At 67.2% G+C, this 25,808-nt stretch carries 20 protein-coding genes and 3 tRNA genes; 12 read left to right on the top strand and 11 right to left on the bottom strand.

All coding sequences use genetic code 11. The annotated features are described in order from the left end of the window. The first annotated feature begins 166 nt into the window (after positions 1-166). The 5 genes from RUR_RS02075 to RUR_RS02055 all read left to right on the top strand — a co-directional run bounded on the left by RUR_RS02075 (position 167) and on the right by RUR_RS02055 (position 6,887). On the top strand, positions 167-1,534 hold the full coding sequence (locus RUR_RS02075) for a condensation domain-containing protein (protein WP_283133112.1): 1,368 nt from the start codon (positions 167-169) through the stop codon (positions 1,532-1,534). Positions 1,535-1,689: 155 nt separating this feature from the next. Next, entirely contained in the window at positions 1,690-2,985 is a 1,296-nt protein-coding gene (locus RUR_RS02070) for a helix-turn-helix domain-containing protein (protein WP_346349007.1), read from the top strand. A 65-nt stretch (positions 2,986-3,050) separates the two neighbouring features. Further along, the gene (locus tag RUR_RS02065) at positions 3,051-3,785 is read left to right on the top strand and encodes a toll/interleukin-1 receptor domain-containing protein (protein ID WP_283133111.1); all 735 of its coding nucleotides are present in this window, start codon (positions 3,051-3,053) and stop codon (positions 3,783-3,785) included. Then, entirely contained in the window at positions 3,782-5,737 is a 1,956-nt protein-coding gene (locus RUR_RS02060; protein ID WP_283133110.1) for a hypothetical protein, read from the top strand. The genes RUR_RS02065 and RUR_RS02060 overlap by 4 nt, the downstream gene beginning before the upstream one ends. A 43-nt stretch (positions 5,738-5,780) precedes the next feature. After that, positions 5,781-6,887, top strand: coding sequence for a hypothetical protein (locus RUR_RS02055; RefSeq protein WP_283133109.1), 1,107 nt, complete (start codon positions 5,781-5,783; stop codon positions 6,885-6,887). Between the two features lie 444 nt (positions 6,888-7,331). On the opposite strand, the gene RUR_RS02050 is transcribed toward RUR_RS02055, so the two are convergent. Further along, a complete protein-coding gene (locus RUR_RS02050; RefSeq protein ID WP_283133108.1) occupies positions 7,332-7,886 on the bottom strand; it encodes an SMI1/KNR4 family protein in 555 nt (184 codons plus the stop codon). Positions 7,887-8,457: 571 nt separating this feature from the next. Next, a tRNA-Val gene (locus tag RUR_RS02045) sits at positions 8,458-8,529 on the bottom strand. Between the two features lie 547 nt (positions 8,530-9,076). Here RUR_RS02045 and RUR_RS02040 point away from each other — a divergent pair. After that, positions 9,077-9,493 (top strand): SsgA family sporulation/cell division regulator, encoded by a 417-nt coding sequence (locus RUR_RS02040; protein ID WP_283133107.1) that lies wholly within the window; start codon positions 9,077-9,079, stop codon positions 9,491-9,493. Here RUR_RS02040 and RUR_RS02035 read toward each other — a convergent pair. Next, positions 9,488-10,135, bottom strand: coding sequence for a DUF305 domain-containing protein (locus tag RUR_RS02035; protein WP_283133106.1), 648 nt, complete (start codon positions 10,133-10,135; stop codon positions 9,488-9,490). The two genes, RUR_RS02040 and RUR_RS02035, sit on opposite strands and share 6 nt — an antisense overlap. A gap of 252 nt (positions 10,136-10,387) precedes the next feature. On the opposite strand from RUR_RS02035, the gene RUR_RS02030 reads away from it, so the two are divergent. After that, positions 10,388-11,605, top strand: a complete 1,218-nt coding sequence (locus RUR_RS02030; RefSeq protein ID WP_283133105.1) for an LVIVD repeat-containing protein — start codon at positions 10,388-10,390, stop codon at positions 11,603-11,605. An 11-nt stretch (positions 11,606-11,616) separates the two neighbouring features. Here the strand turns inward: RUR_RS02030 and RUR_RS02025 are convergent, their stop codons facing one another. Both RUR_RS02025 and RUR_RS02020 read right to left on the bottom strand, forming a co-directional pair. Then, positions 11,617-12,462, bottom strand: coding sequence for an aminotransferase class IV (locus RUR_RS02025; RefSeq protein WP_283133104.1), 846 nt, complete (start codon positions 12,460-12,462; stop codon positions 11,617-11,619). 10 nt (positions 12,463-12,472) lie between these two features. Then, complete coding sequence (locus RUR_RS02020; RefSeq protein WP_346349006.1) at positions 12,473-13,474, bottom strand: chorismate-binding protein; 1,002 nt, start codon at positions 13,472-13,474, stop codon at positions 12,473-12,475. A 197-nt stretch (positions 13,475-13,671) separates the two neighbouring features. Between RUR_RS02020 and RUR_RS02015 the strand changes: the two genes are divergently transcribed. Further along, a tRNA-Gly gene (locus RUR_RS02015) sits at positions 13,672-13,743 on the top strand. Positions 13,744-13,752: 9 nt separating this feature from the next. Next, positions 13,753-13,824 (top strand) — tRNA-Val (locus RUR_RS02010). A gap of 984 nt (positions 13,825-14,808) precedes the next feature. On the opposite strand, the gene RUR_RS02005 is transcribed toward RUR_RS02010, so the two are convergent. After that, positions 14,809-15,297, bottom strand: coding sequence for a phage baseplate assembly protein V (locus RUR_RS02005; protein WP_283133103.1), 489 nt, complete (start codon positions 15,295-15,297; stop codon positions 14,809-14,811). Positions 15,298-15,833: 536 nt separating this feature from the next. On the opposite strand from RUR_RS02005, the gene RUR_RS02000 reads away from it, so the two are divergent. Both RUR_RS02000 and RUR_RS01995 read left to right on the top strand, forming a co-directional pair. Then, complete coding sequence (locus RUR_RS02000) at positions 15,834-16,439, top strand: Clp protease N-terminal domain-containing protein (protein WP_283133102.1); 606 nt, start codon at positions 15,834-15,836, stop codon at positions 16,437-16,439. Positions 16,440-16,807: 368 nt separating this feature from the next. Further along, entirely contained in the window at positions 16,808-17,473 is a 666-nt protein-coding gene (locus RUR_RS01995) for a dihydrofolate reductase family protein (RefSeq protein ID WP_283133101.1), read from the top strand. A gap of 161 nt (positions 17,474-17,634) precedes the next feature. Here RUR_RS01995 and RUR_RS01990 read toward each other — a convergent pair whose 3' ends face one another. The 5 genes from RUR_RS01990 to RUR_RS01970 all read right to left on the bottom strand — a co-directional run bounded on the left by RUR_RS01990 (position 17,635) and on the right by RUR_RS01970 (position 23,316). Further along, complete coding sequence (locus RUR_RS01990) at positions 17,635-18,300, bottom strand: SDR family oxidoreductase (protein ID WP_283133100.1); 666 nt, start codon at positions 18,298-18,300, stop codon at positions 17,635-17,637. 108 nt (positions 18,301-18,408) lie between these two features. Further along, entirely contained in the window at positions 18,409-19,278 is an 870-nt protein-coding gene (locus tag RUR_RS01985) for a LysR family transcriptional regulator (protein WP_283133099.1), read from the bottom strand. Between the two features lie 448 nt (positions 19,279-19,726). Further along, a complete protein-coding gene (locus RUR_RS01980; RefSeq protein ID WP_283133098.1) occupies positions 19,727-20,095 on the bottom strand; it encodes a VOC family protein in 369 nt (122 codons plus the stop codon). Between the two features lie 201 nt (positions 20,096-20,296). Next, complete coding sequence (locus tag RUR_RS01975) at positions 20,297-21,922, bottom strand: bis-aminopropyl spermidine synthase family protein (RefSeq protein WP_283133097.1); 1,626 nt, start codon at positions 21,920-21,922, stop codon at positions 20,297-20,299. Between the two features lie 41 nt (positions 21,923-21,963). Beyond that, positions 21,964-23,316: a condensation domain-containing protein gene (locus RUR_RS01970; RefSeq protein ID WP_283133096.1), complete on the bottom strand. Its 1,353-nt coding sequence runs from the start codon at positions 23,314-23,316 to the stop codon at positions 21,964-21,966. Between the two features lie 230 nt (positions 23,317-23,546). Here RUR_RS01970 and RUR_RS01965 point away from each other — a divergent pair, with 230 nt between their 5' ends. Continuing rightward, positions 23,547-25,805, top strand: coding sequence for an MMPL family transporter (locus RUR_RS01965; RefSeq protein ID WP_283133095.1), 2,259 nt, complete (start codon positions 23,547-23,549; stop codon positions 25,803-25,805). The last annotated feature ends 3 nt before the right edge of the window (positions 25,806-25,808 follow it).

Below are 25,808 nucleotides of genomic sequence, written 5' to 3'. Positions count from 1 at the left end.
GTCATGTGTCGCGCCCTCGCCTCCCCCCGCTCCCGGCTGTCATGGCTTTCGGCGTCGGAGAAGCATCGATCACCGGGTCGTCCCTGTTTCGGACCGTTCCGGTGGGCGCGATCCGGCCGGAGGGCATGGCCTCTCCCGGAGGCCGCTCCCTCCTGGGGGAACCGCGATGAACCTGGTCGATGATCCGGAGAGCTGGCCGACCCCGGCGAGTCGGCTTCAGGAGTGGCTCTGGCGTGTCGAGGAACACGGCGCCGACGACATATCCCTGGTCATATCCCTGGCGATCTGGTTCTGCGGACCGATCGACGTCGCCGCCGTAGCCGCAGCCGTCCGGCGTGTCATCCGCGCGCATCCGGTGCTCTCCGCGCGAATGGTGGTCAGCGACGACGGACTGCGTCAGATCATCGAGCCCTACTCCGATATCCCGTTATCCGTGGTCGACCCGATTGACCTGTCCGCAGCGATACATGCTGAACTCAGTATTCCGTCTACCTTTATTCAGGGTCCGCCATATCGGATACGGCTGTTTCGAGAAACCGGCGGAGACCACCTCCTGCTGATCCGCGTCCACCGCCTCGTCGCCGACCGGCGTTCCGTGGAGATCCTCTACACCGAGCTGGCCGCTGCGTACGACGCGCTCGCCGTCCGCCAGGCGCCCGGTGCCGCCGGTGGCCGTGGCGTGTCCGCCTTCGTGGGGGCCGCCGCAGGCCGTACCGGGCCTTTGGGCTCCGGCGAAGCCGAGTCCCCGTGGACCGCGACCGGTAGAACGGAACCGGGAGGCAGGTTCACGATCTCCGCACCGACGGCGGCAGGGCTGGTCCGGGTCGCCGGGACCGGGTTGTTCGCCCTGCTGCTCGGCGCGTTCGGGCTCGTCGTCGGCACACGCTCGAACCGGAAACACCTCGTCGTCGGGGTTCCCGACCACAGGACCGGCGATCAGGTGGGCCCTTTCACCGAGCTGCTCGCCGTCCCGCTGGACCTGACCGGCGACCCGCCGTTCACCACCCTGCTGGCGAGGGTGCGCGACAGCCTGGACACCGCGCTGACCCAGGACAGGATCCCCTACGGCCCGCTGATCGAGGCACGACGCGACCACTTCGGCGATGACTCGACGATGTTTGTCACGGCGGGTCCGGCGGCACCGAGGTTTCCGGAACTCAAGCTCCACGGCGGACTGCTCATGCGCGGCGAGGAGATCGCCGGCATTGACCGCGGACTCGCCCTCACCGTCGACACCACCCCCGGGCCTCCGGCGCCGTACGGGAGACCCATCCGCGGGAACCTCAGGCTTCCCGCCGGATTCGGAACCGCCGAACATCAAGGGCGGACCTCGAATGAATGGATCGACGAATACCTCCGGCTGCTCGCCCGAATCGCGGCCGAGCCCCACAAACGGTGCGGAGATCTCCTGAGCATGTCGGATCGCTTATCCGCCGAATCACTGGCGCCGCGATACGCCAAGCGGGGGGACAGCCGATCCCGCGGAACCACACTGCTCACGCCATCCTCCAAAGCCGGTCACAGCGCGACATGACCATCCCCGGCCCAGACCTGTAGCCGTGACGGCAATCGGCGTGGTTGCCCGTTGCCGTCACAGTTGGAAACGGGAAACACCGGAATCAGCCTTGTCTGTCCGATGGCCTGTGCCGCACGCTTGCACGCGGGAACCCACGGCTGCCCGGACGGGCGGTGACGGAGGTTCATGTGGTCCGGCAGCCGATCCGATTCGGTGAAGAACTGCGGAGACGACGCCTCGAGGCGGGACTCAGTCTTACTGATCTAGCCAGGCAGGTCTTTTTCAGCAAAGGCCAGCTGAGCAAAGTCGAGCGAGGACTCAAAGCACCAAGCCTCGACCTGGCTCGTCGGTGCGACGACGAACTCGAAGCCGGAGGAGTGCTTATCGCCCTCGTCCGCAAGGAGCTTCTCCGGGAGGAGCCCGTCGAGGCCATCAACGGTGACGAGGGGGTATGGCTGATGCAATTGTCCAGAGGCGGGCAGAGCTGGTTCCAGCCGATAGGTCGGCGGCAGGTGATCGCCGCGGGAGCCGTATCGGTCGCGGGGATGAGTATCGGAAGGCAGGGGCCGTCGTCCGACGCTGAAGACACGACCTTGCTCGGAGCCTTCCGATCGCTGTTCGACCACTACCGATCACTCGGGCAGCAGGTCGATCCGGGGTTTCTGCTTCCTGGCCTCATCACGCACACCCACTCGATCCGGGAACAGTCCGCCCACGCCGGCTCACGGACCCGCCAAGAGCTACTGCGACTCGGATCCCGATACGCCGAGTATGTGGGCTGGCTGGTCCAGGAGACCGGAGACGATCAAGGCGCGCTGTGGTGGACGCAGCGTGCCGTCGACCTTGCCGCGGCCGGGGGCGATGACGACCTCGCGGCCTACGGGCTCGTACGGCGTGCGCTGGTCACCCTCTATCGGAATGACGCGGAGCAGACGATCGAGCTGGCCCGGCAGGCACAGAGCGCAACCCTGCCGCCGAGGATTCGAGGACTGGCCGCCCAGCGGGAGGCGCAAGGCCATGCCCTCGCCGGCGACTACGACTCCTGTATGCGGAGCCTGGATCGGGCCAGGGAACTCCTCGCCCGCCACACCCCTGACCCGAATCTGCCGGTCATCGGCACCACCAACCTGTCCGACCCGGCAGCAATGATCTCCGGCTGGTGTCTCCACGACCTCGGCCGCTCGCGTGAGGCGGCCGAGGTCATCGACAGGCAGCTTGCCCAGGTGCCACCCGGGGCGCTCCGCACCCAGGTCCGGTACGGCGTCCGCCGCGCGCTCGCCCACGCCGCCGCCGGAGAGGTCGAGCACGCCTGTGACCTGACCGGCCGGTTGCTCGACGCCGCCCGCAGCGTTCGGTCGGCCACCGTCAAGGCCGACATGCGCAGCCTCGCGCGGGTGCTGGCCCGCCACCCCGGCAACGCTTCGGTTCGGGAGATCAACCCCGTACTCAGCCAGATAGTCGCCGGATAGGGCCTCGATCGGCGAGGGGAACCGATTCACCCTCGCCGATTTCGCTTTGGAGAAGGAGAAAGCCCATGCACGAAGTGTTCATCAACTACCGCACCGGGGACGGGGAGAAGACCGCCGGGACTCTTGCCACGGCACTCTCCCATCGCTTCGGGAACGATGCGATCTTTCATGCGTCTTCGACCATCCCGCCAGGGAGCCCCTACCCGAAGTACCTGCTCAACGGGGTACGGGGATGCGCGGTCCTGCTCGCCGTCGTCGGTCCCGCCTGGTCCCGGCACCCAGGGCTCCACGACGAGAGCGACTGGGTTCGGCGGGAGATCCTGGAGGCCCTGTCCGCCGGCAAACCCGTCATCCCCATCCTGGACGGAAGGAAGACCGACCGGCTGAACCCCGCCGACCTCCCGGCGGAGCTCGCTCGGCTGGCGGAAATGCAGTCAGTCTGCTTCGACCTGCACGACGCCCAAGCTGGCCTCACCCGCATCGGCAACACGGTCGCCACCCGGGTGCCGTCGCTCAAGGCTTTGGAGCGTTCCCATTCTGAGGAGGGCGGGACCGTGACCAACTCGACCGTCGACGTCCACGGCACAGTCATCCAGAACCGTGACGTTCTTGGGGATGCCATAGGCACCGTCGTCCACAACATGTCCGGGCAGTTGCACACCGGAAAGGGGAACAACTACCGCTACGACAATTCCCCGCATTTCTCGGGAGACGGCGGAACGAATATCACCGGCGACCATCACGGCAGCCTTGGCCACCGTTTCGGTGGCTCACGGGGCGACAGGGACGACGACCGATGAGTGACTCTTTCGCCACACTCATCGCCAACGCGCAAGGATTCGTCCACACGGGTAGCGGAGATCTGAACGCCTTCTTTCTCGGGTTGCTGAAGGATTCAAAGGGACTGACTCCCCGAGAGGTCGCGCTCGCCGACCTGCGCTGGCTGCGTGAACGCTTCCTCGACCCCCCCGGGTTCGGCATGGCTCGTGCCGCCCTGCAAGCCTGCGGATGTGTACTCCTGGACGGAGCACGAGGCAGCGGGCGGAGCGCCGCCGCCAAGGTTCTCCTCTACGACCTGGGTGAAAGCGGCAGAGTCTTCCGGGAGCTTTTGCTGGACGACGGTGTGACGGACTACCTGGACGCATGGGCCATTCAGCATGGAGAGCGGCTGCTACTCGACCTCTCCACAGATCAGGCGGGCGATTGGGGCAAAGCTCAGGGTCTGCTACCTGCGCTGCGCAACGTTGTGGAGAAGCAGGCCGCGCAGCTGGTGGTCGCGCTTCCGGCGGTCGGAGAGCGTGAAATCCCACCGGAGCTCGTTCAGTACCGCTTCGAGATCAAGCGCCCAGCGGATGACCAGGTGCTCCAACAGCATCTTCGGGCCGCGGGTATTCCCTACGCCGAGACGAGTGCACCCGCATCGATTGTCGCCAGGCACTTGGGCATGAACCAGCCGATGCGGAAGATCGCCCGATTCGCTGAGTTGGTCGTGGCAGCACGGGAAAGCGCCGGAAACACCCGGGGATTCGCCGAGTGGTGCGCCACCGCGCGGGACGCGTTGACCGAACAGATCGACATCACCGGACACATGCGTAGGCTCACCACGGCGCCGCAGCGTGGACTTCTGCTCACCGTTGCCATGTTGCACGGAGCGCATTCCGACGTTGTGCATCAGGCGGCCGGCCAACTCCTCCGGATTCACGAGTACGCAGAGGACAAGTTCCCGCTCGAACAGGACGATCTTGAGGTTCGGCTTAAGGATGTGGAGGCCGAACTCGATGAATCGGGCATCGTGCGGTTTACGAAGTTGGGATACGACGCTGCGGTCCGTAGCCACTTCTGGAGGAAGGTTCCGCAGCTTCGCACCGACTTCACCGAATGGGTCGGTGATGTCATCGCCGTTCCGAATCTGGACCAGGAGGATGGCGAACGGCTGATCCGCCGATTCACCGAACTGTGCCTCCATGAGAGATACCTCAGCACGCTGACAGACCTCGTTCCGAAGTGGACTGGGGAGGCCAGGAACGACCAGCGTCTTCGCGCGGCCGCCCAAGTTCTGAAGGTGGGCCTGCACCATGAGGTCCACGGTCGGTTCTTCCGGCGGGAGCTCTACAACTGGTCGAAGGACAAGAGGATCCCTGGTGCGCTCGCTCAACTGATCGTCGAGATGTGCACCCAGGTCATCGCCCTGCGCCATCCTGACCAGGCGCTGGTCCGCCTTCACCACCTGGCCAGGCGCGAGCGTGGCACCACCCGGGCGAGGGACGCGCTCGCGCAACTGATCGGCCCGAATCTCCAGTTCCACCACCGCCTTCTGGCACGGTTCCATCACACCTTCAGCCAACGCACCCAGAACCTTGACGCAGACACCGACCTGTTTCTCGCGATCAGTGACCCGGTTCAGCTCAGCGAGGCGGGCAAGCGCGATCATGCGCTCAGTGCGGACGACGTCGTACGGGATCAGCTGACCTGCGGCTGGAGCGTCGTCTTTCAGCGCCGTGACCACCAGACGTGGGCCCGTCCTGCGGAGCGCTGGCTGCGAGCGGCGCTCTCCGCCGACGAGTGGCACCGGGATCGGCTCCTCGACGTCATGGTCACCGCCGCTGTACGGACCACGAAGGCTCCGGCTTTCCTGTACCAGACCGCCCGGAGTCTGCCCTGGGTGGCGACGGACGGGCGCGAGAGCCATACGGCATTCGTCAACCGCGTCCTGGAGAAGATCACTGCCGCGCAGTGCGCCCAGGTCGCGTAGATCGTCAATTCTGTTGTTCGACAAACAAGATGGAGGCAGCGTCATGAGCGCTGACCGCAAGCTGGTGGCCGTCTTCTTCGCCCTCGTCGGCGGAGCGCTCCTGGTCGGTCTGGCGATATTCGCGCCCTGGCAGGTGTCGGTGGTGCTGATCGCGGTACTTCTGCTGGTGCTCCTAGCGGTGCGTGCAATTCGGGGAGTTCGGCGTCGATCCCATTATCCGCACCCGGGTAGGTCCGGCCGGTATGTGCCGGTGATGTCGCGGGACCGTCAAGCACGCCCTATCGTCAGGGCCCTGCTGCCGAGCAGCGAGCCGGACTACCAGTTCCTGTTCTCGGCGAAGGTGCTCTGGCGTCCGTTCGAAGACGCGGTGGACGAGTCGCTCGTCAACCCGGGCGCGCTGGCGGCGGAGGCCGTCGTGGAACGGGCGCGCAGGCTCGCTGAGAAGCGTGCGCCGGAGGACTTCTCCTATGTTCAGCACGAACTCAGCGGCGTACTGGGCACGATGGAACCCGATGAGACGCGGACCGTCCTGGCGATGGCCGAATCGGTGGAACTCGTGCTCTCCGCTGCCGATCGGCAGCGACTGGAGGAACTCGCGACTCTGCGCAAGACCCGGGCGCTTCAGGAGCATCTCCAGCAGAACGAACAGTTCAGGCAGGAGTATCTCAGCAGCACGGCATTCAAGGACTTCCCTGGCCTCGTACGGTGGCAGTTCGCCAGAAACGACGAGAATCTGGCGAGGACAGCGCAGGAGATCGGGCTTCTTGTCAAACTATCGGCGGCCACCGGAACGGAGATCCCGGAACATCTGCACCGATTCGCGCGGGTCGAGTTCGACGAGAACCCGGCTGATGGGCCGAGCCGACGTTTCAATGGTGATGGAGCGTCCGCGATCGATCATTTGGACGCGTACCTGGTGGCGGTTGACATTCCGGAGAGTGATCCGCTTCATGAGCTGGTGATCCACCAGATGGCGGCCAGTTTCGCCTCGAACGGACGTCCAAAGCAGGCCGAAGACTTGAGGCACCGTTGGCCACCGGAGTCGGATCCTGATCGATCAGCTGGGACCGGTCATCCCATGGAGGAGGGCGCTCCCCATGAAGGTGATGATGGAGATCGGGGAGAAGCTCCGCCCGACGTGGTGGAGTGAGGCTTCCTCGCTCAACGTGGCCAACATGCTGATCCCTGTCGGCGAGCTCCAGGGTGGCGCTGACGGCGGGCCGGCCGGATTCGCCGCCGGTGGCGGTACATCACGCGCAGGATTGCGATGTCATCTGCCGTCAGACCCCGGTATGGCCGGGGTCTGACGGCCCCGGCCGCGTCGCACAATACCCACCACGTCCGGCTGCGGGGTTCACCAACCTAGACCTCCACTGGGGTGACCGCCGGCCCCTCTTCTCAACGTCGATCACCGGAGCAGAGGAGACAGGGGTACCTGGTTGGTACGGGTTCCCGTCAGGGTGGTATCACCAAAGCGGTTCCCTGGCGGGATTCGCCGGCAGGCCGCTCGGCGGGCGGATTCTCCGGCGCGGGCGATTCCGCATCGAGACTGCGCGGGGACCCGCTTGCCTGGCCGAGATGCCGGGATCCTCATTCAGTCATTGTTCCACCATGGTTTCTTCGCGGCCCAATGCTTGACCCATCCGGCGAACCCCGGATCGGCGTCGGTGAAACCGAACGGCGGTGCTCCGAAAGCAAGGGCTCCTTCACCGCTGATCTCCCACATGTGTCCACGGTGCGGGCCGGCCACGATGAGGTGCCAGTTCAACCCGCACCCGTCCGTGCCCAAGACGATCGACCCGTGGTTGTGGATCGGGTCCAGGAGGTCCTCGTCGTCGAACTCGGGATCGGTCTCCCAGTACCAGCTTTCGGTCAGCGGGAACGGTTGGGCCAAGTCCCGCTCAGGGCGGCCCTCCCCCCAGCTGCCGGGCATCCCTTCAAGGGAGATGAGCCCATAGCCGGGGGGCCCGTCCTTGTACCCGTTGCAGATCTCCGCGACGAAGGTCCGATACGGCTCGGGCAGCACGATCCCATGCAGCGATTCGAAAGCCCGTACGGCGTCCCAGCCCAGAGGGGCGGCACGGCGATCGACGTCAAAGGCCGCGCGGAGCACCTCAAGATCCTTGGGTTCAGCATGATCAGTATTCACCCGCGATACCTACCACCGTCCGCCAAACCCCACCAAAGAGATCGCTGAATTCGGTACGAAGACATACAAACCGTGATCAGTCTCCGGAGCATGAAGGCGGAAGCGACCAACAATGTGCGGCACCCGCAGGTCGCAAACAGGCCGACCCGGTCCAAAGTCAGGCCACGACGCAGGCCCAGTGCCGTGGGTAGCCACCTGGCGGGCGTTGACACCTCAGGACACGGCTCAGACCGACTGGTCCGCGCCAGTAGCCGCCATACCGTTTCTCCCGAAGACGCCCTCGGAGGAAGCGCGTCGATCTTTAAGCCAAGCAGGGGACCTGGTCCCGGGTTACCCCTTGGACAAGCAGTCGCGATCGATGAGGAGCAGCGTCTGACAAGGGTGGTTGAGGTGGGTCGGTCACCCACTAGGCGTCGGCGCCCGCAAGGGCGCCCAGGGCGGCGACCGGGTCCAACGGTGGCGGCGGAGCCGCCACAGGCGGGGTTCCAGGGGTCGCCTCCTGGAAAAAAATTGCGGGCCACCGCGAAAAAAGCCCCCCGAAGGGGGCTTTTGAGTAGCGTGATCCGCCACGTGGGCGATACTGGGATCGAACCAGTGACCTCTTCGGTGTGAACGAAGCGCTCTCCCGCTGAGCTAATCGCCCTTGCCTGTCGTTCCCCGGTCGTTCGGGGGCGACGGAGAAAACCATACCGCACCTCGGGCACATGATGGGACTGCGAAACCGTGGGCTGGGCGCATAGACTGCGACCAGCACCGCGACTGCCGGGTGGGCGACGGACGTGGCGGAGTTCGCGCTCGCGCCGCATTCATGATCAAACCCGGTGAGCACTGCTAGGGAGCCGACGGTGAGGACACCCAGCCGGCAGGTCGGATTCGTCCCCGAGGTGCCGTTGGTCGTGACCGTCCAGAAGATCACATGTATGGCCGAGGATGATCGAGGTTGTTCTGTTCGTCCTTTGCCATCCGGATGGGCTTCGCTGACGGAAAAACCACGGTCCTCACGGCCATCTTGCAGGTGTTTAACCAGGTCATCACCCAAATGTCGTAGTGTGATCTGTGTTACAGAACGCCCGGGAAGCGGAATCTTTCCTAGTGGTTTCTTCGTTCCCGCGTCATAGCTCTGGACGAAGTCCGTTGGAGCAGTGAAAGCCCCGTAGAGGGGACCCGACGATGAAAAGGTTTGGCTGACGATGAACAGCACCACCGTCTTTGCCGAGCTGGGCCTTCGGCTTGTGGTCCCCGACCGTACCACCGTCCCCCTGCTCGCCGGACTGAGCTACTCGGCCGAGGATCCGTACGCGATCCGCATGGCCTTCCACGTGGGGAACGACGAACCGGTCGAGTGGATCTTCGCCCGTGAATTGCTCACCGTGGGCATCGTCCGCAAGGTGGGTGAGGGGGACGTCCAGGTGTGGCCCGCGCGGACCGAGCGTGAGCGCACCCTGAACATCTGCCTGACCTCGCCGTTCGGTCAGGCCCTGTTCGAGGTTCCGCTGACTCCGCTCACGGAGTTCCTGCACCGGACGTATGAGATCGTCCCCGCCGGCCGGGAGAGCGAGTTCATGGACCTGGACAACGAGCTCGACAACATGCTGTGGAGCTCATAACCGGGCCAGCAGTTTCCTCATCCGGTTGATCTCGATGCCCTGACCGGACACGATCTCCCTGGCCAAGTGCCGGATCACCTGGTCCGAACCCGCCTTGAGCACCTCGGTGGACATCGTCAGCGCGCCCTGATGATGGACGATCATCAACTCCAGGAAGAGCCGATCGAACGACGGCCCCCGGAGCCCGCGTAGCCGTTCCAGCTGCCCCGCCGTGGCCATCCCCGGCATGGGCGCACCGCCGTGGTGCCCCTGGGGGACGGTACGGCCTTGGGCGCGCAGCCACGTCGCCATCGTCGAGATCTCCGGCTTCTGCGCGGTGTCGATCCGTTCGGCGAGCGCCCGTACCTTGCCGTCGCCGACCCGGGTCCGGGCGAGTGCCGTCATGTCCAGCGCCTGCCGGTGGTGCGGAATCATCGCCTCGATGAATCGGACGTCGGCCGCGTTCGCCGTCGAACTCGGCGGGGCGTAGGTCTCGCCCGGCCGGGCGGTTCGAGCCGCTTCCCCGGGTCCGGCGGGCACGATGACCGGGGCATCCGTCCCGATCACCGTGGGCTGGGGCGAAGCGCCCGTGCACGCGGTGAGGCTTCCCGCGAGCAGGCCGCCCGAAAGCAGCGCTGCTATACCGACATAGCGCGATCTCATCCGCGAAAGCCCTGTCCCTCCGACATACTGGACCAAAATCTAGATCTCCAGACTAAGTGAGGACACGTGGCATCAGCGAGGCGTGCGATGGTTCCAGCACTCATCGGCATTCTTGCCATGGTGGTGTCCTCGTGCTCCACAGGAACACCAAGCCCCGCGGCGAGAAGTTCAAGTCCGGCTCCTCCACCGGCGGCCACGAGTGCCGATCCGGGAGCAGTACGGCAGAGTGACAATCTCAAGCTCGTCGCGAACGTGCCGCTGAAGGCCCCCTTCACGGACCCCAACTCGTGGAACTCCGACCTCGCCTTCCAAGGGAACCACGCGTTCGTCGGCAACTTCGGGGGCGTGACGATCTACGACATCGCCGATCCGAAGGCTCCGAAGATCGTCAGTCAGCTCGCCTGCCCCGCCGCGCAGAACGACGTCTCGGTGAGCGGCGACCTGATGTTCCTCTCGGTCGAGAGCCCACGCGAGAGCAGCTCCTGCGAAAGCAAGGAGTCCGGCCCCTCCGGAGGAAAGTCGTTCGCGGGGATCCGGATCTTCAACATCAAGGACAAGGCCAGCCCGCGTTTCGTCGGAGCGGTCTCCACGCCCTGCGGATCACACACGCACACCCTGGTTCCCGGGACCCCGGGAAAGAACGTCTATCTGTACATCTCCCCGATCGCCCTGTTGCCGGAATGCCGGGTGGGCGACGGCAGGTTCTCCGTCGTCGAGGTACCTCTGGACGACCCGGCCAAGGCCAAGGTGATCGGCGGGCCCGCGATCCCCGACAGCGAAAGCGGTGACGGGGGACCGGAAGACCAGAGCGGTTGTCATGACATCACCGTCTACCCGGAGAAGAAACTCGCAGCCGGTGCGTGCCTGGGTGACGGATTTCTGATGGACATCTCCGACCCGGCCCGTCCCAGGGTGCTGCAGCGGGTGACCGATGACGAGAACTTCTCGATCTGGCATTCGGCGACGTTCAACAACAAGGGCACCCGGGTGCTCTTCACCGACGAACTCGGCGGTGGTCTCGGTGCCCACTGCGACGCCGAGACCGGCCCCAAGCGCGGCGCGGACGCGGTGTACGACATCGTCGGCGAGGGAGACGCCCGCAAGCTGGTCCGGCGCGGCTACTTCAAAATCCCGCGCAACCAGGCCGCGGGGGAGAACTGCGTCGCCCACAACGGGTCGCTGATCCCGGTGCCCGGCAAGGACATCATGGTGCAGGGGTGGTACCAGGGCGGGATCTCCGTCGTCGACTTCACCGACCCGGACAAGCCCACCGAGATCGCCTACTTCGACCGTCCCCCGGTCAAGTTCGGCGGTTCATGGTCGGCCTACTATTACAACGGCTACATCTACTCCAGCGACATCACCCTCGGCCTGGACGTGCTCGACCTCACCGATCCCGTGGCGGCCCCCGCCAAGCAGGTGCGGCTCACCGAGCTCAACGCCCAGACCCAGTACTCCTACCCCGAGTAACGAGTAAGCCGTCACGGGTCGACGTCGGCCGTGGATCGCTCGGCGAACACCCGCATCGCCTTCGCGGTGACGGGCCCCGGACACGCCGGCAGTTCACGGCCGTCGACCCGGCGGATCGGCTGGATGTCACGGGTGGTGGAGGTCAGGAAGGCCTCCTCCGCCTCGCGCAGCGCCTCGATCGGCAGGTCGGCCTCCTCCCCGCCGCACCACTCCAGGACGAGATCCCTGGTCACCCCGGCCAGGCAACCGGAGGTGAGCGGCGGGGTGAACAGGCGGCCCTGCCGGACCACGAAGACGTTGCTCCCCGTGCCTTCACAGACCTCCCCCTTGAGGTTCGCCAGCACCGCTTCGCCGGCGCCGTGCTCCTTGGCGTAGGCGAGCGCGATCGCGTTCTCGCCGTACGACGTGCTCTTCACTCCGGCGAGGGCACCGCGTTCGTTACGGGCCCAGGGGGCGATCACCACGTCCCCTACCGGCGGCAGCGGAGGCTGCGGGGCCACGATGACGATCGTGGTGGTGCCCTCGTCGCCTCGGGCGGAGCCGAGTGGGCCGACGCCGCTCGTGTGGGTGATCCGGATTCGCCCGAGTTCCCAGGGCGACGCCGCGTCGAGGCAGGTACGGACTCCGTCCCGGATCTGGGCCAGGTCGGGGTCGGCCAGCCCCATCCGCCGAGCCGAGGTACGGAGGCGCTCCAGGTGACGGGTGAGCGCGAACGGGCGGCCGCCGACCGTTTTCACGGTCTCGAAGACGCCGTCCCCCACCAGCAGCCCGTGGTCGAAGACGGACACCACGGCCTGCCAGGCGTCGACGAGACGTCCGTTCACCCAGACCGGGGCGCCATCCGGATAGATCGACATCGAGAACTCCTCAGGTGGATGCGAGGGCGATGAGACGGGCGGCCTTGAGTTCGGTCTCCTGCCACTCCCGCCGAGGGTCCGAACCCCAGGTTATCCCCGCTCCGGTGCCGAAACACAGTTCCGCGTCCTCCATCCAGAAGGTGCGGATGCCGACGGCGAGGGCCGCACGCCGCCGATCGGCGTCCACCCAGCCCACCGCACCGCAGTACGGACCCCGGGTCCGGGGCTCCAGCGCGTTGATGATCTCCACCGCGGCGGCTTTGGGTGCTCCCGTCACCGAACCGGGCGGGAAGGTCGCGGCGAACAGCTCCGGCCAGGAGGTTCCCTCGGCGAGCCGGGCGCGCACGGTCGACACGAGATGGACCAGGCCCGGATGGCGCTCGACCGCGCAGAGCGCCGGCACGCTCACCCCGCCGACCTCGGCCACCCGGCCCAGATCGTTGCGGACGAGGTCGACGATCATCACGTTCTCGGCGTGGTCCTTGGGCAGGAGATCGGCCTCGGTCTCCCCGGTGCCCTTGATCGGCCCGGACTCGACGACCGATCCGTCCCGGCTGAGAAAGAGCTCCGGCGAGGCCGACACGACGGACAGACCGGGCAGTTGTACGGCTGCCGCGTACGGGGCCGGGTTCCCCCGGGCCAGCCGTACCGCGAGTCCGCGGAGATCCACCGGCCCGGGGAGCGGCGCGGAGAGCACCCGACACAGATTGGCCTGGTACACCTCGCCGCGCTCGATGTGGTCGCGTATACGCCGTACCCCGCGCTCATAGGCGTCCTGATCGAGCGAGGTCGTCCACGCGCCGGCGGCGGGACCCCGCCACGGGGCACCCTGGGGGAGCGGCGCACGCCGTACCTGATCGAAGCGGGCGCAGGTCACCTTTCCCTCGTAGGTCACCACGACCGCCCACCAGCCACGCGAGTCCAACGCGCCGAGATCCGTCGTCATGTCACGGAGCCCGGTGGCCAGCATCCCCGCGACATGGGCGTAGGACGTGTGCACGATCGTGTTCACCTCCTCGTGGCCCGGTCATGCCGATACGGTCGTCAGGTAATGGCATATGGGGCTATTGTCCACACGGCGCGATCGTGCTCGACGGCAGGTGCCCAAGCCCGGCCAACCACCCGGCCCGCATTGAACCGAGTTTGACCATCCGCAAGGATCGGCTAAAGTCTCTTCACGACGCCAAGGTGAAACAGCCGAAGCGGCACGCGGAAGTGGCTCAGTGGTAGAGCATCACCTTGCCAAGGTGAGGGTCGCGGGTTCGAATCCCGTCTTCCGCTCGAACACCCGGGCGATTGGCTCAGCGGGAGAGCGCTTCCCTGACACGGAAGAGGTCACTGGTTCGATCCCAGTATCGCCCACGAGGCGGGTTCGCCTACTCAAAAGCCCCCTTGCGGGGGCTTTTTTCGCGGTGGCCCGCTATTTTTTCCAGGGGGCGACCCCTGGAACCCCGTCTGTGGCGGCTTCGCCGCCACCTTTGGCGGGTTTGCTGGACGCCCTTGTGGGCGTTGACGCCTGCGTGAGGCCTGAAGGGATTTTGGGGGCGCCTCCTTGGGAGCTCCCGGCGGGGGCCTTTCGCGGTGGCCCGCTATTTTTTTCCGGGGAGCGACCCCGGGGCCTCCGGTGTGGTGGCTTCGCCGCCACCTTTGGGTGGTTTGCTGGACGCCCTTGTGGGCGTTGACGCCTGCGTGAGGCCTGAAGGGATTTTGGGGGCGCCTCCTTGGGAGCTTCCGGCGGGGGCTTTTCGCGGTGGCCTGCGATTTTTTCCGGGGGCGACCCCGGGCCCTCGGTGTGGTGGCTTCGCCGCCACCTTTGGGTGGGGCTGGACGCGCTTGCGGGCGTCGATGCTTGCGGTGAGCCTGGAGGTCGGGGTCGCCTAATTGGAAGCCCCCTTGCGGGGGCTTTTTTCGTGGGGGTTCGCTGAGTGATCTTCGGGGTCGGTGTGCCAGACATTCCACATCTGTGTCCGTGCCCTGGCGAGGGAGAGGCGCGGAATGCGGACGACGTGCGGGGCATGACAATGGCCAGGACGAAGCCCGCGACGACGGCGACAACCCGCCAGTCGAGGTTCTTCGTGGTGAAACGGAAGTCGATCATCAGTGCGTCAAGCCCGTTCGTGCGCAGCCAACGCCAACGCGACCGATTGCGGTATGCGGCGCCCGGCCAAGGAAACGCTCACCATCGGCGGTTGGCTGGCCAGGACTTGCGACGACTTGAGGTGGACGCACAGGACGAGATCAGCCGACAAGCAGCGGCTTGGTTTGCTCGCGACCACCCGCGGCCGGCCGCGAGCATCCAACCCAGACGTGCCCGCGGTCAGGCCGATGCCTGCCCGGCCTTCGCCTTCAGCGAGGTGGAGGATCCAGCTCGATGGTCTTGCCCGACAGCGTGATTGCGCCGTCCGGCGCCGACAGCTTGATCCCACCGGAGCCCGCCTTGATGGTGATCTGGTCGCTGGTGCTGTCGATGGTCACCGAGCAGTTCTTGCCCTTGTCAATTACCTCGATCTTTTCCTTGCCCGGGGTGTCGTCGAACCGGATCACGTGGCCGCTACGGGAGGTGATGGACCGCCAGTTGTTCTCGGCCGGCTTACCGTCGCCGGGCGGGGGCGGGTCCTGGTCATTCCATACGGCCCCGAGGACGAAAGGCTCCCGGCTGTCGCTCTGGAGAAAGCCGACCAGCACCTCGTCGCCCTTCTCAGGCCGAAACACCATTCCCCGGTGGTTCCCCGCCATCGGGGTGACCAGCCTGGCCCAGTCGCTGCGGGCGTCGCCCAGTTCCGGATAGCTGACCTTCACCCGGCCGAGGTGTTCCGGATCGTTCAGGTCGATCACGAGACCGACCAGCAGGCCGCGCTCGGCGGGAGATGACATCGGGTGTCTCCTGAATCCTCTCGGCGGCAGTCGAAAGAGGGGCGGTAGCCGGAGTCACGCAGCGAGTGCTGGGTGACCGTGACGAAGTGGGTGCCGTCGAACTGGCACAACAATCGTCTCACCGCAAGGCCGTGCGTGCCGTCAAAACTCAGCGATACCAGCTGCCTACTTAGCGCGGTGCCTCCTGGACTGAACGACAAACACCATCGCTACTCATCGACGTAGCCACTCATTGCGACCCGAGTAGGACGGGGACGTCTACTTAGACGCCCATTCGGGGGCCTTTTTCGTGGGGTTTTGCACCCGCGCGCAGGTCGTCGACAGCGCGTAGACTCCACATCAGAGGCGGTTGAGCGTTTCGCCCGTTCCGAGCCGTGGTGCCTACGCCACCCGGTGAAGAGGACAAGGTCCATCGGATCGGCGTTCCTGTTTTCATGACAAGTCTTCCCTCGGTGGACACGGTTCCCGGTGGGGTGCGTAGGACGCCGCCCGAGAGGATGAAGACCGTGGTCAAGGACTCCGCCCGCAAGAAGGCCATCAGAGAGCACAGGGCGCACACGGGCAAGAGCTACACCGATGCCGCCCGTGACCTGGACCGGCAAATCGACGCCAGGCAAACGCAGGTGGTCACCTTCGACTCATTCAGCGGCCAGGCGCGCCACGTAGTCGATCTGGCGCGCGAACACGTCCGATCTCGAAGGCACAGCGTGCTCGGCACCGAGCATCTGCTGCTGGGGCTCCTCGACGACGGGGCGGGCGGCCTGGCCTTCGAGATCCTGGACGATCTGGCCGGTGGCGTGGAGGCCGTCGAATCGGCCGTCACCACCGCCACGCCCAAGGGTGAGACCCGCGCATCGCAGGCGGTCGCCTTCAGCGATCACGCCGCGTTCGTCCTGGCCAAAGGCGCGCCGCGACAGGCGAACAAGACCGGACACGGTTACGTCGGATCCGAGCACATCCTGCTCGCCCTGCTCGCCGTGCACGACTGCCGCGCCTGCCGGATCCTCACCGGTCTAGGGATCTCCTACCACCCCATCAGAACCGAGATCGTCGATCGACTGAATGCCATGGGGGTGCTCAGCCGCTACCACAACCCTCATTGACATGTCAGACGGCCTTCGGGCAGGCCACCCTGCCCCAAGAAACGCCGTCGATGGCGGCGGCACGGGCCGACGGGCTCCGCTACCAGCGAATCCGGTCCAGGGCGCGGTGGGTAGACCTCCGGCGATTTCCTCTCAGGTGCCTGCGCCGTGTCGTCGGCTCGGCGTAGGCCCGGGCCAGTGGGCTGAGGAGCGTTCTCGCAGGTCGGAGCATGGCTGTTTCGGGAGGAATAGCGGAGAGACGGTCAAGGTTGCAGTCGCAACGAACAGGAGGGCGGGACGAGTTCGCGGCCGGATGTGCAGATGTCGCGGGCGGCTCCGACTCATCTGTGACGATCACCCGCGGACACCCTCGGTGAAGGAGAGCTGCGATGCCAAAGCTGCGAGTGGACAGCTTCACGATCTCCCTGGACGGCTATGCGGTCGGTCCGAACCAGCGCTTGGACGCGCCGTTCGGCGACGGGACCGAGGGGCTGCACGACTGGATGTTCGCCACCCGTACGGCGAGAGCGGGCCAGGGCTTGGACGGAGGCGAGGATGGGCTGGACGACGAACGCGTCGCCCGGCACGGGGAAGGGGCCGGCGCCACCATCATGGGGCGCAACATGTTCGGCCCGTTCCGCGGCCCGTGGGAGGACGAGTCGTGGAAGGGCTGGTGGGGTGACAATCCGCCGTACCACAACGACGTCTTCGTGCTGACCCACCACGAGCGGCCCACGTTTCACCTGGAGGGCGGCAACGTCTTCCATTTCGTCGACGCCACCCCCGGGGCCGTCCTGAAAGAGGCCTTCGCCGCCGCGGGCGGCAAGGACGTCCTGCTGGCCGGTGGGGCGGCGACGATCCGGCAGTTCCTCCGCGCCGGGCTCGTCGACGAGCTGAACCTCGTCATCGCGCCGATCCTGGTCGGGGGCGGGGAGCGGCTCTTCGAGGATCTGGACGACGCTCTGCAACGTTACGAGGTCACCGAGATGATCAGCTCCAAGACGGTCACCCACGTGCGCCTCGCCCGCCGTGCCGACCCCGCCCCGGACGCCTGAGCCGCCGGGGGCGACGTCAGGTGGTTGCAGCCGAACCGGACGGACCGCAACCGGCGAAGGTGAGGGGCGTACGGCCCTGTGTGCCAGGGGATGAGGCCGCAAACCCCGTCCCCTGGCCCTTGTCCGGGGAGGTGTTCCAGCCTGGACCGGTTCGGCGACACTCAGGTGGGCTGGCCTGTGGGCCGTACGACGACGGTGTTCACGTCGACGCCGGGGGGTTGGGCGAGGCCCCAGGCGATGGTGCCGGCGATGTCGTCGCCGCTCAGCGCCGGGCCGGCGGGGGGACCGTCCGGCCAGAACGGGGTGTCCACCCGGCCGGGGGCGATCAGCGTCACGCCGACGCCGTCGCCGGTGACGAGCATGCGGGTGTTCTCGGCGAGCGCGGTCACCGCCCACTTCGTCACCGAGTACATGTTGCCCGGCGAGTGGATGAACCCGGCGACGCTGCCGACCAGCACGATCCGGCCGCGGGTCTCGCGCAGTGCGGGCAGGGCGGCCTTGACCAGCAGGGCGGGGCCGAGCACATTGGTGAGGATCATGTCGCGCAGCCGGTCCGGATCGGTCTCGGTGAGCCGGTCGTGGGTGGCGAAGCCGGCACTGGCGACGACGTGGTCGAGCCTCCCGTACTCCTTGACCGTGGCCGTCACGGCGTCCAGGACGGCGTCGTAGTCGGTGGAGTCCCCGGGGAGGTGCAGCACCCCGGGTATCCGGGCGAGTCTGGCTTTGTCGCGGCCGGTGACGGCGACCGCCTGTCCGTCCGCGACGAGTCGCTTGGCGAGCGCGGCCCCGATACCGCTGGATCCCCCTGTGATCAACGTTGTCTTCACGGGCCACACGGTATGGACGTAGCCGCTCAAGGACCAATAAATCTATTTATGGCAGGTCGGACGAAAATCGATCGGTCATGACGCTACCGGATTTCCCGTTGCGGCGTTCTAGTCCCAGGTCGGTCCCTGCAGCAGCAGATGGTTGCGGACGGACTCCGCTTCCGGGTGCGCCGTGCCCGCTCGGGAGGCGAGGAACAGGGTGTTGAGCGGGGCCGGTTCGGGATCGAGCAACGCCAGCAGCCTGCCGTCGGCCAACTCGTCCGCGCACAGGTAGCGGGGCAGTACGGTGACGCCGGCGCCGGCGACGACGGCGGCCAGCACGCCGCGCAGGTCCGGGACGACCAGGGCCGGCCCGCGGGTCAGCCGGGTTTCGAACACCGTACGCCAGTAGCGGCGCAGAATCGGCAGGTTCTCGGCGTAGCCGACCAGCGGAGCCCGGTCCAGCTGGTCCCGAGTCCAGACCGGCGCGGCGACCAGGACGAACTCCTCATCGCACAGGGGATCCACGCGCAGGCCGCGCCGGCGTGGGCGGAGCGTGGTGACGGCGAGGTCAAGGGCGCCCCCGGCCAGCGCGGTCACCAGGTCGTCGGGTAGCCCCAGGGTGACCCGTAGCTGCAGGCCGTCGGCGACCAGGGCGGCGAGGGAGGGGAGGACCCGGGAGCAGATCAGCTCGGCCGGTCCGCCGAGGTGGACGGCGCGACCGAACGCCTCGGCCGGTCCGCCGAGGTCTCCCTCGACGAGTCCCTGCAGGGCGTCGAGCGGGTCGGCCACCCGCCGGGCCAGCTGGTCGGCCGCCGGGGTCGGAGCCATGCCGCGCGGCAGCCGCTCGAACAGCGGCCGCGCCAGCGCCTGTTCCAGCGCCTTGATCTGGGCGGTGACCGCGGGCTGGGAGAGCCCGAGGATCTCGGCGGCCCTGGTGACGGACCCGGCCCGGTAGACGATGAGGAAGGTGCGAAGCAGGTCGTAGGAGATGCCCATCAGATTTCTGATGATAGAGCGGAATTCGGTTCTCGGCGGCTGTCGGATCCGAGACGAGACGGCGTCACCCGGGGACACGCCGCGGGTGACGCCGTCTTCCGATCCACCGTTCCACAGGCAGCCGTATGGGTCGATTCTAAGATCTACGATGTAAAGGCGCGGTTAAGGGCAGTGCCCCACGGACGACGGGCCACGGCCTCGGCGAGGTGGGTCGCCGGCAGCTGCAAGGTGAGCCGTGCGCCGACCGTGAACCACCCTCGCGCACCCGGACTACGGGGGTCTCGAGCACACGGCAAAAGCAGGCGATCGCGCTCGTCGACCGACAGAACCCGGGAAGTCCGCCGCTTCGTCGACGTCATGGTGCGATCCTTCACCCGGAGCGCCAGCCGTTGCTTATGGCAACGGTCGACCGATACCGGTCAGCTGCTCGGCATGGCTCTCAACGCGCTCAATGGGTGGGGTCGATGACGCAGAAGCGATTGCCGTCGGGGTCGGCGAGCACCGTGAAGTCCGGGTTCTCCGGGTAGAGGTGCCAGTCGACGCGTTCGGCGCCCAGGGAGACGAGCCGTTCGACCTCGGCCGCCTGGTCGGCGGTGTCGCGGGCGTACAGGTCCAGGTGGACCCGTGGGACAGGCTGGACGGGGACCGTGCTGAGGTCGAGTGCCAGCGCGGGACCGGACCCCTCCGTCGGCACCAGAACGGTCCAGTCGTCCTTCGCCTCGCCGTCACGGGGGACGTAACGCAGGGCCCGACCCCAGAAGTCCGCCGCCCGCCGTACGTCGGAGACACCCAGCACGATAGTTCCGATGTGCAACATGCGGTGATTGTAGGGATTCCTGGAGCCGCTGGGCTCGGCATCGCGGGGGCATATCGCCGGACGACGGCACCGGCCGTCTCTCCAAGGGCTCACGGCTTAAGAGCGTCGGCTCCGGGCCGTCGAATGCGCACTCGCCGGAGGGCGCGGGGAAATGGCCTCAACGGTGCGAAGGTTCGGCGAATCCGGTGCTTCGCCCTGATCCTAGTGAGAGCCGGTGACGCTGCCAAGCGAGGCGATCACGGCGGCTCGAACGCCGCGGAGGCGGTGGACCGGGAGTTCCAGGAGGGTGACGTCGTCGGCCCAGGGCGCGACCTCGGTGATGATCGCACGGGCCTGTTTCTTCGTGAGCTCGGCGTTCGCTCGGATCAGCCCTTCGCGCCAGGTATTGGCGAGTTTGCCGTGCGCGTTGTCCAGGATTCCGCGCAGAAGGCGTCCCGCCCGGTCTTCGGGGGGCGCCAGCCGTACCGCATCGAGGACCGTGCCGCGGGCGGTGATCCGGTAGACGGGGGAGAGCAGCTCGGACAGCGCGGCCAGGTCGTCCGGGGACTCGGCCAGCGATACCCGGACGTGGCGGGCGCGGGCGGCCAGCAGGAGGCGGGGGATCGCGGCCTCAAGGCCGGCGGGTACGGCTATCGCGACGTGTTGGGGTGCGCTGGCGTACGGCTTGGCGAGCCAGGTGGACAGACGGGCCCTGGGAGTCTTGGGCGAAACGTCCTTCGGCCAGTCTCCGACCAGAACGCCAGGCTCGAAGCCGGGGCCGGCGGCCGCCGTGTCCGCCGCGCCGGAAGGCCGGTGGGACTCGACGGACTGGGGGCCCTGCGTGTAAATGGCCGTGCCGTAGTGGTCGACTCTGGCGGAGACGGCGGGGCGGGTCTTGGTGGTGGGACGCAAGAAGTAGAGGTCGGCGGCCGAGCCGATGGCCTCTGCTCCGAAATAGCGGTTGAAGTCGGGATAAATCGCTTCATAGGTGAGATTGAGGTCGTGCAGGGAATTCTGCACCTTCAGCGCCAGCATCGGGGTTCGCTCGCTCGCTCCGTAGGCCAGGATCACCCTGCCCTTCTCGGGGTCGCGTAGCCCTTCAACCGCCCGGGAAACGAACAGCCCGACCCCCTCGGGGGTGTAGGGAGGGTCGGTGAGGGCCAGGTCCGCCTGGTCGCGGGTGGACGGTGGGAGACCCAGCCGCAGGTCCGCCCAGCGGGTCCGCACGGTACAGCCCATCCGCTCCGCCTGCTCGTCGATGTAGGCCAGAATCCGCTCGTCGATGTCGACCACGGTGACGTCGGCCTCGGGGTGGATCAGCTTGACCGCCAGCGAGGTCAGGTCGTGGTCGCCCACGCACAGGAGCCGCGCGCCCCTCAGCCAGAACCTGGCGCCGAGCAGGAGCGCCCGGCGCACGACCGTCTCCGGAGTCGCGGCCACGTGGTCCAGGACGTGACGGCCACGCGGCGCCTGGGCGATCAGATTCGCCAGCTGTTCCACCACCTGGCGGTGGTGGGGGAGGAGATGTGAGACAGGGTCGGCCGGCCCGTGGGACCGCGGGCCCGGTACGGGCCCCCGGCCGAGAGGTACGGCGAGGTCGGGGTCGTCCGCGAGCAGGTCACGGCAGGAACGGATCTGGTCTGGAGTGAGCCGGAACCGCTCACCGGACCGCTCCGGCGCCACCTCCCGAAGCAGAGCCTCGATGCTCCGTCTGGAGGTGGCGGTCTCCCGGACCAGGTCGGCGAGGGTCCACCAGCCGCCGTCGCACAGCAAGGCCAGCGCCGTGCGGAACCGCCTGGTGTCCATCCCCGCGTCGGCCAGCAGCTGCCCCACGCCGTCTCGGTCCATGGGGGGAACCCTATCGCCAGGCCGCAGCCGCAGGGCACGTGTCACGGGATCGGGAAGAGGTCGCCAACCTTGATCGAGGGGTTGTCGACGGCACGCTGGAGGCCGGTGCGGAAATGCCGCAGCCATCCGCTGATCGTGGATCCGTCGAAGAGGTCCGCGTTGTAGAGCGCGCGGATGTAGAGCCCGTTGCCGGTCTCCCGCAACGTCACGTCGATGTCGGCACCGAAGGAGTAGACCTTCTCCTCGTCCTCGCCGTCCCCGCCGAAGTCCGTCGGCGCGTCACCCGGGACCTGGGTGCCCAGGGCCTCCGGGCGGAGCCGATGGGGGTCCACCTCCAGGTGGAAGAGGGTCCAGACATTGACCGGGTTACCCAGCAGGAACAGCAGCCGGGGCTGATGCTCGATCACCCGGAGCAGTGGTACCTCGTGGTGCTCGTACGCGGTCACCACGTTCTCCCGGACCCGGCGCAGCATGGCCGACACCGTCTCCGTCTCGTCGCAGCGGAGTCTCAGGAAGAGCAGGCGGTCGAAGTAGCCCATCAGGTTCCACGTCTCCGGGTGCGTTCTGCCGGAGAAGAGGGTCGGGATGCCGACGTCCGCCTGTCCGGTGAGCCTGGACAGCAGGCACAGGAACACCCCCGCCTGCACCATGAAGGGAGAAGCCCGGTGCCGCTCGGCCAGGATCTTGATGTCGCCGGCGAGCCGGGCCGGGACGAGCACCGTCGCACGGCGGGCTTCGCCGGTGGGGAGCCAGGGCCGGTGGCGGTCGGTGGGCAGGGCGAGCGTGGGCAGGTCGGCCAGTGTGGCGCTCCAATGCTCGACGCCGTCGCGCATCGCCGGGGTGCGAACCATCTCGCGCTCCCAGACGGCGAAGTCGACGTACTGGATCTCGGAGGCGGCGTGCGGCGACTTCTCCCCCGCGAGGAAGGCGGCGTACACCTCGCGCAGCTCCCGCCTGAGCAGCCGGGCCGACCAGTAGTCGAAGAACAGGTGGTGGGCGGTGACGGCGAGGTGGTGCAGGTCGTCGGCGACCGACACCAGCGTGAACCTGATCGCCGGCGCTTCGAATGCCGAAACGGAAGCGTGGAACGCGTCGCTCAGCAGCCCTTCGGCGGCTGTCGGCCGCTCCGCCGGGGGACGGCCGCGCAGGTCGTGGCAGGCGATCGGCACCTCGACTTCGGGGAGCACCACGAGACAAGGGTCATCCTCGTCGACCACCACGGCCGATCGCAACACCTCGTGCCGGGAAATCAGGTCCGCAAGTGCCAGCCGCAATGCGCCGACGTTGACGGGCTCAGTAAAAGTCTCGACCATGGACACGGTGAGTCGATTGGGCATTTCGGAGTGGCGCCATCGCTTACCGAGGAACCACAGCATCTGCTGTGCATAGGACATCGGCCATCGTTTGAGCTCCGGATATGCCTCCGAATAAGAAGAAGGCTCTGGTGTCGTCATTCCGTCGCCACGGGAGTTCGGTTCCGACATCTGGCCGAATGTAATTCAGCTTTGCTGTGATTTCCATCGTTTGTCAACGCCTACCGGTTGCGAGAAGTGCGTTTATAAGATGCCGGGCAACCAATGTCTAAGGAGACCTCAGTGGTGGTCCGACTTGCGGGTGACGTGCGATGACGGCCGTGCGAGATCAGGCTCTGGCCGCGCGGGGAGCCGGGGGATGGCTGGATCGTCTGGGCCGGCTGACGGTCAGACGGTCCAAACTGGTGCTGGCCCTGGCCGGCCTGGTGCTCGCCGTGTCGGGCGTCTTCGGCGTCACGGTCGGGGAGGAACTGGTCGGCGGAGGGATGGTCGATCCCGGGGCCGAGTCGACGCAGGCCAACTATCTGCTGGAGACCCGGTTCCCCGCGGGCAGGCCCAATCTCGTGCTGCTTGTCGACACCCCCGGCGGCGTGGACACCCCGGAGGCCGCGGAGGTCGGGAAGGCGGTGGTCGACGACCTGTCCGGCATCGAAGGCATGGCCGGGGCGATGTCGTATTGGTCCACCCAGGACCCCCGGCTGCGGAGCACCGACGGGAGGTCGGCACTCGTGCTCGGCGTCAGCGCGGTGGACCCTGCGGTCGTCGCCGACCGGGTGTCCGCGCTGAGCGGCAGGCTGGCCGCCTCGGATCCCGGCTTCGCCGTACGGGTGGGCGGAAAGGCCGAGGTGGACCGGGCGATCGACGAGCAGACCGGTGAGGATCTGACCCGTACCGAGCTCATCGTCCTGCCGATCACCTTTCTGCTCCTGCTACTGATCTTCGGCAGTGTCGTGTCGGCACTGCTGCCGGTGGTGGTGGGCGTGTTCTCCATCGTCACCACGCTGCTGGTGCTGCGTGTGATCACGATGTTCACGCCGGTGTCGGTGTTCTCGCTCAACCTGCTCACCGTGCTGGGGTTCGGCCTGGCCATCGACTACAGCCTGTTCGTCCTGCGCCGATACCGTGAAGAGCTGAGGGCCGGGCGCGAGGCGCCGGACGCGGTGCGGGTCGCGGTGCGTACGGCCGGCCGTACCGTCCTGTTCTCATCGGTCACGGTGGCGCTGGCGCTGTCGGCACTGCTGGTGTTCCCCCAGTACTTCCTGCGTTCGTTCGCCTACGCGGGCATCGCGGTCGTCGCGCTCACCGCCGTCGTCACGCTTGTCGTGCTCCCGGCGATCCTGGCCCTGCTCGGCCGCCGGATCGAGCTGCTGGACGTGCGGAACGGCTGGCGCCGCCTGCGCGGGCTGCCGCCGAGGACCGGCCAGGCCGCCACCGCCGCCTCTCCGGGCTGGCGCAGGCTGGCCACGTCCATCATGGCCAGGCCGGTCGTCACATTGATCGCGTCCGCGACGCTGCTGATCGCTCTCGGCCTGCCGTTCCTCAACATCACCTTCGGGCAGGCGGACCACCGGCAGTTGCCCGCGAGCGCGCAGTCGAGCCAGGTCCACGAGGCGATGCGGACCCGGTTCCCCGGCACCAGCGGGCTGTACGAGGTTGTGCTGACCGGCCTCGGGTCGCCCGGGGCACACGCTCAGGAGCTGGCGGGATATGCCGCGCGGCTGTCCCAGGTGCCGGGGGTGACCGGCGTCGACGGTGTGGCGGGGCGGTTCGCGGGCGGCGTGTCCGCCAGGGAGCCGGACGAGGCCGCCGCCCGGTACGCGGCCGACAAGACCGTGTGGTTCTCGGTGAGCACCTCGCTGGACCCCAACTCCGATCGTGGGCGCGAGGCCGTACGCGCGCTGCGTGCCGTTGCCCCTCCGCCGACGGCGAAGGCCTGGGTCGGTGGCGAGTCCGCGCAGCTCCACGACACCGAGCGGGCCATCGCACGCGGACTGCCCTGGGCACTGGGGATCCTGGTCGTGACCACGCTGGTCCTGCTCTTTCTCTTCACCGGCGGCTTGCTCATCCCGATCAAGGCTCTGATACTGAACCTGCTCAGCCTGATGGCGACCTTCGGTGCCGCGGTGTGGGTGTTCCAGGAAGGCCATCTGCGCGAGCTGCTGGGCGGCTTCCAGGTGACCGGGTATCTGGACATGAACGTGCTGGTGCTGATCTTCTGCATGGCGTTCGGCCTGTCCATGGACTACGAGGTGTTCATGCTGTCGCGGATGCGTGAGCGCTACACGCAGACCGGTCGCAACACCGAGAGCGTGGCCTTCGGGCTGGAGCGCACGGGAGGAATCGTCACCGCCGCCGCGGCTCTCATCTGCGTGGTCCTGGTTGGGCTGGCCACCTCTGAGATCGTCGATCTGAAGCTCATCGGAGTCGGGCTCACCCTCGCGATCGTCGTTGACGCGACGGTGGTCAGGTGCCTGCTCGTGCCCGCGGTGATGCGGCTGGCCGGGGACGCCAACTGGTGGGCTCCCCGGCCGCTGCGCCGCGTGTACGAGCGGTTCGCGATGACGGAATGAGGA

The organism is Rhizohabitans arisaemae, assembly GCF_025996515.1.
Classification (GTDB): Bacteria; Actinomycetota; Actinomycetes; order Streptosporangiales; family Streptosporangiaceae; genus Rhizohabitans; species Rhizohabitans arisaemae.
This window is presented reverse-complemented; position numbering and strand designations above follow the sequence as displayed.

Coding starts and splice junctions, on each gene's coding strand:
- RUR_RS02075 (WP_283133112.1), top strand. CDS start 167: ATGAACCTGGTCGATGATCCGGAGAGCTGGCCGACCCCGGCGAGTCGG.
- RUR_RS02065 (WP_283133111.1), top strand. CDS start 3,051: ATGCACGAAGTGTTCATCAACTACCGCACCGGGGACGGGGAGAAGACC.
- RUR_RS02060 (WP_283133110.1), top strand. CDS start 3,782: ATGAGTGACTCTTTCGCCACACTCATCGCCAACGCGCAAGGATTCGTC.
- RUR_RS02055 (WP_283133109.1), top strand. CDS start 5,781: ATGAGCGCTGACCGCAAGCTGGTGGCCGTCTTCTTCGCCCTCGTCGGC.
- RUR_RS02040 (WP_283133107.1), top strand. CDS start 9,077: ATGAACAGCACCACCGTCTTTGCCGAGCTGGGCCTTCGGCTTGTGGTC.
- RUR_RS02035 (WP_283133106.1), bottom strand. CDS start 10,135: ATGAGATCGCGCTATGTCGGTATAGCAGCGCTGCTTTCGGGCGGCCTG.
- RUR_RS02025 (WP_283133104.1), bottom strand. CDS start 12,462: ATGTCGATCTATCCGGATGGCGCCCCGGTCTGGGTGAACGGACGTCTC.
- RUR_RS02000 (WP_283133102.1), top strand. CDS start 15,834: ATGAAGACCGTGGTCAAGGACTCCGCCCGCAAGAAGGCCATCAGAGAG.
- RUR_RS01995 (WP_283133101.1), top strand. CDS start 16,808: ATGCCAAAGCTGCGAGTGGACAGCTTCACGATCTCCCTGGACGGCTAT.
- RUR_RS01985 (WP_283133099.1), bottom strand. CDS start 19,278: ATGGGCATCTCCTACGACCTGCTTCGCACCTTCCTCATCGTCTACCGG.
- RUR_RS01980 (WP_283133098.1), bottom strand. CDS start 20,095: ATGTTGCACATCGGAACTATCGTGCTGGGTGTCTCCGACGTACGGCGG.
- RUR_RS01975 (WP_283133097.1), bottom strand. CDS start 21,922: ATGGACCGAGACGGCGTGGGGCAGCTGCTGGCCGACGCGGGGATGGAC.
- RUR_RS01970 (WP_283133096.1), bottom strand. CDS start 23,316: ATGTCCTATGCACAGCAGATGCTGTGGTTCCTCGGTAAGCGATGGCGC.
- RUR_RS01965 (WP_283133095.1), top strand. CDS start 23,547: ATGACGGCCGTGCGAGATCAGGCTCTGGCCGCGCGGGGAGCCGGGGGA.